The organism is Methanobrevibacter sp. (assembly GCF_045577275.1).
Lineage (GTDB): Archaea > Methanobacteriota > Methanobacteria > Methanobacteriales > Methanobacteriaceae > Methanobrevibacter.
On record NZ_JAZNIB010000164.1, the window covers coordinates 1 to 6807 of the forward strand.

The 6807-nt window shown below is 35.6% G+C and carries 9 protein-coding genes; all 9 read left to right on the forward strand.

All coding sequences use genetic code 11. The annotated features are described in order from the left end of the window. A partial coding sequence (locus tag ACKI67_RS04960; protein ID WP_407462306.1) for a hypothetical protein occupies nucleotides 1-233 on the forward strand: 233 nt, incomplete at its 5' end. 11 nt (nucleotides 234-244) lie between these two features. Continuing rightward, on the forward strand, nucleotides 245-2887 hold the full coding sequence (locus tag ACKI67_RS04965) for a hypothetical protein (protein ID WP_407462307.1): 2643 nt from the start codon (nucleotides 245-247) through the stop codon (nucleotides 2885-2887). A 12-nt stretch (nucleotides 2888-2899) separates the two neighbouring features. Beyond that, nucleotides 2900-3055 carry a hypothetical protein gene (locus ACKI67_RS04970; RefSeq protein WP_407462308.1) on the forward strand — a complete coding sequence of 52 codons (156 nt, stop codon included), beginning with the start codon at nucleotides 2900-2902 and terminating at the stop codon, nucleotides 3053-3055. Continuing rightward, nucleotides 3048-3953 carry a hypothetical protein gene (locus ACKI67_RS04975; RefSeq protein WP_407462310.1) on the forward strand — a complete coding sequence of 302 codons (906 nt, stop codon included), beginning with the start codon at nucleotides 3048-3050 and terminating at the stop codon, nucleotides 3951-3953. The genes ACKI67_RS04970 and ACKI67_RS04975 overlap by 8 nt, the downstream gene beginning before the upstream one ends. Further along, complete coding sequence (locus tag ACKI67_RS04980; protein ID WP_407462311.1) at nucleotides 3946-4557, forward strand: hypothetical protein; 612 nt, start codon at nucleotides 3946-3948, stop codon at nucleotides 4555-4557. Before ACKI67_RS04975 ends, ACKI67_RS04980 begins: the two co-directional genes overlap by 8 nt. A 1-nt stretch (nucleotide 4558) precedes the next feature. After that, the gene (locus ACKI67_RS04985; protein WP_407462312.1) at nucleotides 4559-4864 is read left to right on the forward strand and encodes a hypothetical protein; all 306 of its coding nucleotides are present in this window, start codon (nucleotides 4559-4561) and stop codon (nucleotides 4862-4864) included. Continuing rightward, on the forward strand, nucleotides 4854-5132 hold the full coding sequence (locus ACKI67_RS04990) for a hypothetical protein (protein ID WP_407462313.1): 279 nt from the start codon (nucleotides 4854-4856) through the stop codon (nucleotides 5130-5132). The genes ACKI67_RS04985 and ACKI67_RS04990 overlap by 11 nt, the downstream gene beginning before the upstream one ends. Nucleotides 5133-5135: 3 nt before the next feature. Next, complete coding sequence (locus ACKI67_RS04995) at nucleotides 5136-6272, forward strand: hypothetical protein (protein WP_407462314.1); 1137 nt, start codon at nucleotides 5136-5138, stop codon at nucleotides 6270-6272. Between the two features lie 80 nt (nucleotides 6273-6352). Then, nucleotides 6353-6703 (forward strand): hypothetical protein, encoded by a 351-nt coding sequence (locus tag ACKI67_RS05000; protein WP_407462315.1) that lies wholly within the window; start codon nucleotides 6353-6355, stop codon nucleotides 6701-6703. Nucleotides 6704-6807: the final 104 nt, after the last annotated feature.

Below are 6807 nucleotides of genomic sequence, written 5' to 3' on the forward strand. Positions count from 1 at the left end.
ATTATATTGATGATTTATGTGATAGATACTTTTGTCAATTCCTCGATGATGTTAGTGCAAAACGAACCATATATTGCTTTGAGTTCCAAGACATGGTAGATAGAAGCATCCTTCTTTCTATTGATGAGAGAGAAAAATTGCAAAGATTCAAGGAAGCAATTCGCAAAAGGTCAGTTGTATTTAAGGACATTAATGTTTATTATTTTATTGAAGAAATATATAAGAATATATAGGAGGTAGACAAATGGCAACATGTAATTTGACACTTTATAAACATACAAAATTAGATGACATGAAAAACTTTGTTGTGGATGACCTCGCAGCTTATTTGTCCACAAAGGCAAACGAAACAATCACAGGTTTCCAATATCAAAGATTCGAGATACATAAGACAATCAAATTGGATAAGTCTCAATCTTATCTTTTGAAAGGTCAATCTCTTAATAAATATGACTATTGCAAAATTTCAACAGGAGATGTCGATTATTTCTATTTCATCCTTCGCGCTTCATGGAAAGCTGAAGAAACCATTGAATTAGAATTGAAAATGGACACTCTCAACACATTCAATTTTTCTGATGTGGCAAGTGATTCCACATATACTCTTTCCGACAAGACATTAGTCACAAGAGAGCATAAAGATAGATTCAAACCAATTGAAACATATGCTCGATATATTCCACATGAAGCGACTTTATTAGAGCAATCATTTATTGATAATTGGAAAAGTGGTGCTACACCTCCACCTCTTGTCACAAGACACTTTATTGCAAAATTTGATTTTACATTTTTATATGAAAGAGTTCCTTCTCTTACATTTCCTCTTTTAATTGTTCCACATGACAACACAATCAATGTCATAATTACAAATAAACAAGGTGCTATTGATATGCAATATAACAATATCAATAAGATTGAAATTGATGAGAATAGGATTGTTATTCATAAGACAATTCTTGAATCAGTTCCTTATGATTACAATGATTCTTTTGAAGTTTTATTTGATGTCACATGCCATGGTGATGATGTTCCAACCGAATTTTCTCCATCGGCAACATGGGATTATGTAAAACAAGCAATCAATGATGAAATTGCTTATAGTCTCGGACAAGGAAGTATTTGCACAAGACTCATTGACCAATTCCAAGAAGGTCTTTCAACATATTTATTCAAGAAAGATGAAGAAACACTTTTTGATGGCGATGGTGTCAATCAATGGTATGTTGTCTATGCTTCCGTATTAGCAGTCACCACTGCAGCTGATGACACTGCACCAAAATATGTCAATCCTGTCGCAGTAAGATTCTATAGTGATTTAGGATATGAAATATCTTCATCAAGTGCTAAATTAGTGACATTTTATGCCAAAGATTTAGTTGATTATGATAATTATGCAGAATATATTCTTCTAAATAGAGAAACACTCGGAAATGGTTATTTTGAATATAATGGTGTTCAATATAGAGCAAGTGACCTTTATTCTTCAGAAGTTGGTTTTGCCATTCGTAGAGATAATAAAAATATGTTCACAAGTCTTGTCACTTATGGATGGAGAGAAATTCCACCTTTAAGACAAGTTATAGCAACAAAAGATTCAACAGCTGTTTCATTTATTCGTTTTTATGATATCGCATCAATTCCTGTCTATATAGCAAGTTCAGGAATTGCCACAACACCATATCAAAAGACAACATCAGTTTATATTGGTAGTGAAGAAAGCAACATCACTGCATCTTGTAAAGGATGGGATTCAGTTGACTTATCAGATCCTCTTCTTATCAAGGCATTTGCTTTCCCATATTCACCTGTTGATGCCTTAGTGGGAAAGAAGTCTTTTGACTCTCTTCCATCAAATACATCATATTCCACTGATGGTGAATGCTTAGAATTAGTGAGACCACAAGATGAAGCATTCTCAAGAATTATTGAATTTGAACAAGAATCTCCAATGAACAAGATGTTTGTGGAGAATCCTGACTTTGGTACTCAAAGGGCAAGAAATATTAAATATGAATCGAAGTTGTTTCATAGTGACTATTTCCAAGCAAAATTCGTTTATGATTCTTTCTCATTCACATTCAATTTTGAAGATTTGGATGAAGACAAAATTCTTCCTGAACAAAACTTCAAAGCACAATATATCGTTTCCAAGAACATTGTTTCAAAATTTGCTTTCATCTTTATGCAATATATTTGTAAAAGAGGAACACAAAATTATAATGATGTTTTAACCATTGAGAGAAACAATGAAAAAGCACTTTATAATAATGCTTATCTAAACTACATTCGTAGTGGAGGATATTCATATGATACCAAGAAAGCATCATCTCAAAATGCAGTCAATGGTATCACAACAGCTCTTTCAGTTATGGGAGGCACTGCTTCCTTAGTTGCAGGATGGGGAACAGGAAATGCCATGCTCATGACAGGTGGAATTGCCATTCTTTCTTCTACAGCTGCAATGGTCACAAGAAACATTCATGTTGCACAAGAGCAAGATAGAGGCATCAATCAAAAAATGATGCAATCATATGTTCAAGGAACATCAGTCCAAGGTTCAGAAGATATTGACATATTAACTGCAATCTCTCAAAATAAAGCAAAACTATGCTATTATGAATTAAGCGACATAATGAAAAATGCCATGTGGGATTTATTCCATTATTGTGGATATGCAACACATGAACAAAAGATTCCTGATGTCACAACAAGACTATATTTCAATTATGTTCAAGCTGACATCGTGTTCGATGAATTCACATTCAATGAAGACATCGCTGATGACATCAAGAACAAATGGAAACAAGGTGTCACATTCTTCCACAAAGTCAATGATGAATGGGACATTGAACAACAATATGAAAACTTTGAAGTTTCACTTATTTAGGAGGTATGAAAAATGAAATCACCAATTAAATCATTTAAGATTATTAAAGAAATGTATGAATACTTTGTTAAGAAATACAGGACTTTAGAACCTAAACTTATGATATGCGAAAAAGAAGACTTCGATAATGTCGAAAAAGCACTTAAAGGAGGCGTTGAAAATGAGTAGAATTGAAATAATCACTGATATGAAGAAAGGTTCAGATGTTAGAACACAATTCAAATTCTTTTATGACAATAAATTCTTCAATCTATGGATGAAAAAGTTCAAGATTGGTGGCATGGACTACCAAGAAGCATATTATTTAATGAAAAAATATTGGTTCGAAGGCACTGCAGCTTGTTCAAGAAGAATCAACATTCCTGAACAAGTGAAAGATAGAGTTCCATTCTATGTTTTTACACCTTGGGTGATGGCAGAAAGATACAATTGCTATGACTTTCCAACACATGCGATGTGTATCAATACAAGAGCAGTTTCATATATCAATGTTTATCCTTTAGAAGTTGACAAAGAAATTGTTCTTATGTGGTGTCAAGCAAATCACAAAGGAATATATAGTTCCATTGAACCAAAACTTAAACAATTAGTGGACATCGAAATGGTCATCAGGATCTGCACTAAGAACCAAAAAGCACCTTGGGTCGTTGGATTCTCACCTGAAGATAAGAAAGCAATCACTAAATTCATCAATGACTTTGAAAGCGATGAACCAATGATTGCAACAATGCTCAATGACCTTAAGAACACAAAGTCTCTTGTCAGCGCAGCTCCATATGTTGTTGATAAACTTGAAGCAATGAGACAAAAGATAGAAGATGACATCAAGACAATGATTGGTGTCTCAAATGTCGGTATTGCCCAAAAGAAAGAACATTTCACTGATGATGAAGTTCAAACCAACAACAAAGAAATCGAAGAGACAAATGATGATTTAGTTGATGAAATCTCTCAAGGTTTTGAAAGATGCAATTCAGTATTTGGAACGAAGTTCACAATTGAATTGGCACATTCTTCCGATTATAATGAAGAGGAAGATGGCAAGGAGGATAATTCCGATGAGTAAGAAAGCGTATATCTACTTTACATTAGGAGAAGTTGTTGCTCTTGAAGATGACACATATGCTCCAAATTCAAGTCATGATATTGACATTTCGACAATCATGACAACCTATTCACTTGTCATTGAAGAAACATCCACTGAAAAGATGGACATCTTCAAGCAACTTGTTAGAATGGTCTATGCAAGATTCTATCATAGCGAAGTATGTCGCAAAGTTCTTGATTATCCTTATTATAATGATGCCCAAGCACCAAGTAGTGAGGAAAGAAAAGAGGTCTTCAGGTCATTTGTCAATTTGTTCAATTTGACTGCTCCTCGCTTTATTCCTTTATTAAAACAATATAAGGCGAATGAATCAGATCCAATTGGAAAAATATCTTCCACATCTACAGGAAAGACAAGATTCAATGATACACCTCAAGATGGTGGAGATTTCGATGATGATGAACACACCTCTCACATCACACAAACCGAAGCAACAACCGAGTCCGACACAGGTTCAATTGTGGAAAGACTCGATGCTCTATACAAGAATTGGCGAGAAATCCTAAGAGATTGGTCAAGTCAGTTCAAAGGTTTATTCTATGGGGAGGAAGGAGGCATCTAATATGAAGCAAGAAAATATTGTTTGTGGTGTTGTCGGTGGTTTATTAGGACTAACAGGAACATCACTCTCAGTCAATGAAATCCAAGCAATTGTGTCAATGGTATGCACAATCCTTGGTTTCCTAATCATGGTTTTAATTCCTCGCATCGTTGCTCTTGTTAACAAAATCAAGAAAGCGAAAGAGGATGGAAAAATTACAAATGAGGAAGTGCAAGACATCTTGACCGATGGAAAAGAAATAGTCGACAAAACATCCGAATTTGTAGAAGGAATCACTAAGAAAGGAGAAGACAAACATGGCAATTAAAGAGAAGACAGGCAATGTCCGAGACTTCATAAAAGGTCTCATCAATTCCGACATGTCAAAAGAGCAAATAGACAAGCATGAACAAGCTGTGAAAATGCTCGATGAAATTGACCAAGAAGATGAAGCAAAGGACAAAGAGATTAAAGAATGCAAAGACAAAATTGTTTCTTTAATCAAAACTGAAGGTTCAAGCAATCCACCTGAAGATGGCGAAAAGAAACCTCGCTCTCTTGAAGAGATAGCAAAAGCGACATTAGGAGGGAAATAATTTATGAAATTATCAATCGCACAATTAACCATTGCTCTCGCAACTTATGTCACCGAAAACAAGGTCTCTCTTGTATCCTTTAGTGCAACAAGAGACAACACTGTCGGTTTATTAGACACAATCGGAAAAATCTTCACAATTGAAACTAATTTCGTGGATAAATTAGCAATCTTTGATGGTGAAGACCTAAGCAATGGCAAAATCGTAGAAGAATGGGCAAGTGACCTCATTCTCCCACAAGACCATGATCCAAGTGGAGCAAATGCTCTCGCACCATATGACTCCACATATAGACCTGTGTATTTCTCATACACATTAGGACGCAAATACATTCCACAAACAATCAGAAACAATGACATCGAAAGAGCAGTTCACAATGAAGCACAATTCGTGTCTATTGTTGCCGATAAGACCAAAAAGATGTATGACTCCGAAACCATGCTCAAATATGGTATTAAGAGAGAAGCACTTGGTGTCTTAGCGACCATGTGTGAAAGTTGCATGGATTCATCCGATGCAGATCAAACATATGCAGCTTTAAGCACAACAATCAACAACAACCATGCAGTCAATGAACACTTATATTGCACTGCAAACACAACAAACTATGGTGTTGTCAAAGCAATTAAATCTTCTGACAACCTCACCATGCAAGATGCAATCGATGGTGGATACATCATCGCATATGACCTTGTTAGCACCTTAGCAAAACCTGTCGACACATCCACAGGTGAAGCATTCATCAAACAATTAAAAGGTGATGTCGAAGTTGCATCCGACTATTCCGAAGGTCACAGCTTAAATCTTAACACCTTAGGTGCAACACCTGAAAGTGGTCTTGTCCTTGTATTAAAACAAGGTATCATGCCATCCATCGAAGTCGATGTTCAAGCAGGTGCATTCCAAGGCGAAAAAGTCGCTCTCCCAACAAAGATTGTGGTAGTCCCAAATCTTGGTTCTGCCGATGCAAAAGTATGGGGAGTACTTCTTGATGCAAGGGGCATGAAATTGCACAACACATATCGTGCAGTAAGAGAAAACATCAATGGAAAAGGTGACTTCCTCAACATGTTCTTCCACACCGAAAACACATGCTTTGTCTCTCGCAATGTATTTGTCAAGGTGTACAAATCTGCTTAATCAAGAGTAGTGGTGGTCTCTATGCTTCTCCCACTTACAAAGAGAAGCAAACCTTTTTTATGAAGGGAGGTAAATAAATCATGAGAAAAATGTTTAGTGAAAATCAAATCAAGAAGATGTCAGTCCAAGCAGTCAATGAAGGGATTGAAAGTGGTGATGTCAAATCACCATTAATGATTCTTGGTCAATATGAAGAACAAGGTTCAGGCAATATTGCACTCATTTATCCTTCAGTTGAAAGAGAAAATAAAGACAAATATGTTGTAATTGCTTTTAATACAAGTGATGGATATTCTACAGAAGTAGAAATTGACTTCAAAAATGGTGTCATCACATATCTTGTATCACAAGAAGAAATTCCACTCGATGGTGCTTCTATTCAATTAGTAAACATATTTACAGGAAAAACAATCAAACAATTAAATCTTTAATTCTTGATTCCCACATAGACTCATCTTTCGGGGAAGGTGGGTCTTTTTTATTTGCCCAATTAGGGGATATCAGGACATCCAAAGGGTGAGGGGGTGGATGTCCT

Bases quoted from the DNA above. Each gene is read 5' to 3' on its own strand.
- ACKI67_RS04985 (WP_407462312.1), top strand. From the start codon at position 4,559: ATGAAGCAAGAAAATATTGTTTGTGGTGTTGTCGGTGGTTTATTAGGA.
- ACKI67_RS05000 (WP_407462315.1), top strand. From the start codon at position 6,353: ATGAGAAAAATGTTTAGTGAAAATCAAATCAAGAAGATGTCAGTCCAA.
- ACKI67_RS04995 (WP_407462314.1), top strand. From the start codon at position 5,136: ATGAAATTATCAATCGCACAATTAACCATTGCTCTCGCAACTTATGTC.
- ACKI67_RS04965 (WP_407462307.1), top strand. From the start codon at position 245: ATGGCAACATGTAATTTGACACTTTATAAACATACAAAATTAGATGAC.
- ACKI67_RS04980 (WP_407462311.1), top strand. From the start codon at position 3,946: ATGAGTAAGAAAGCGTATATCTACTTTACATTAGGAGAAGTTGTTGCT.
- ACKI67_RS04970 (WP_407462308.1), top strand. From the start codon at position 2,900: ATGAAATCACCAATTAAATCATTTAAGATTATTAAAGAAATGTATGAA.
- ACKI67_RS04975 (WP_407462310.1), top strand. From the start codon at position 3,048: ATGAGTAGAATTGAAATAATCACTGATATGAAGAAAGGTTCAGATGTT.
- ACKI67_RS04990 (WP_407462313.1), top strand. From the start codon at position 4,854: ATGGCAATTAAAGAGAAGACAGGCAATGTCCGAGACTTCATAAAAGGT.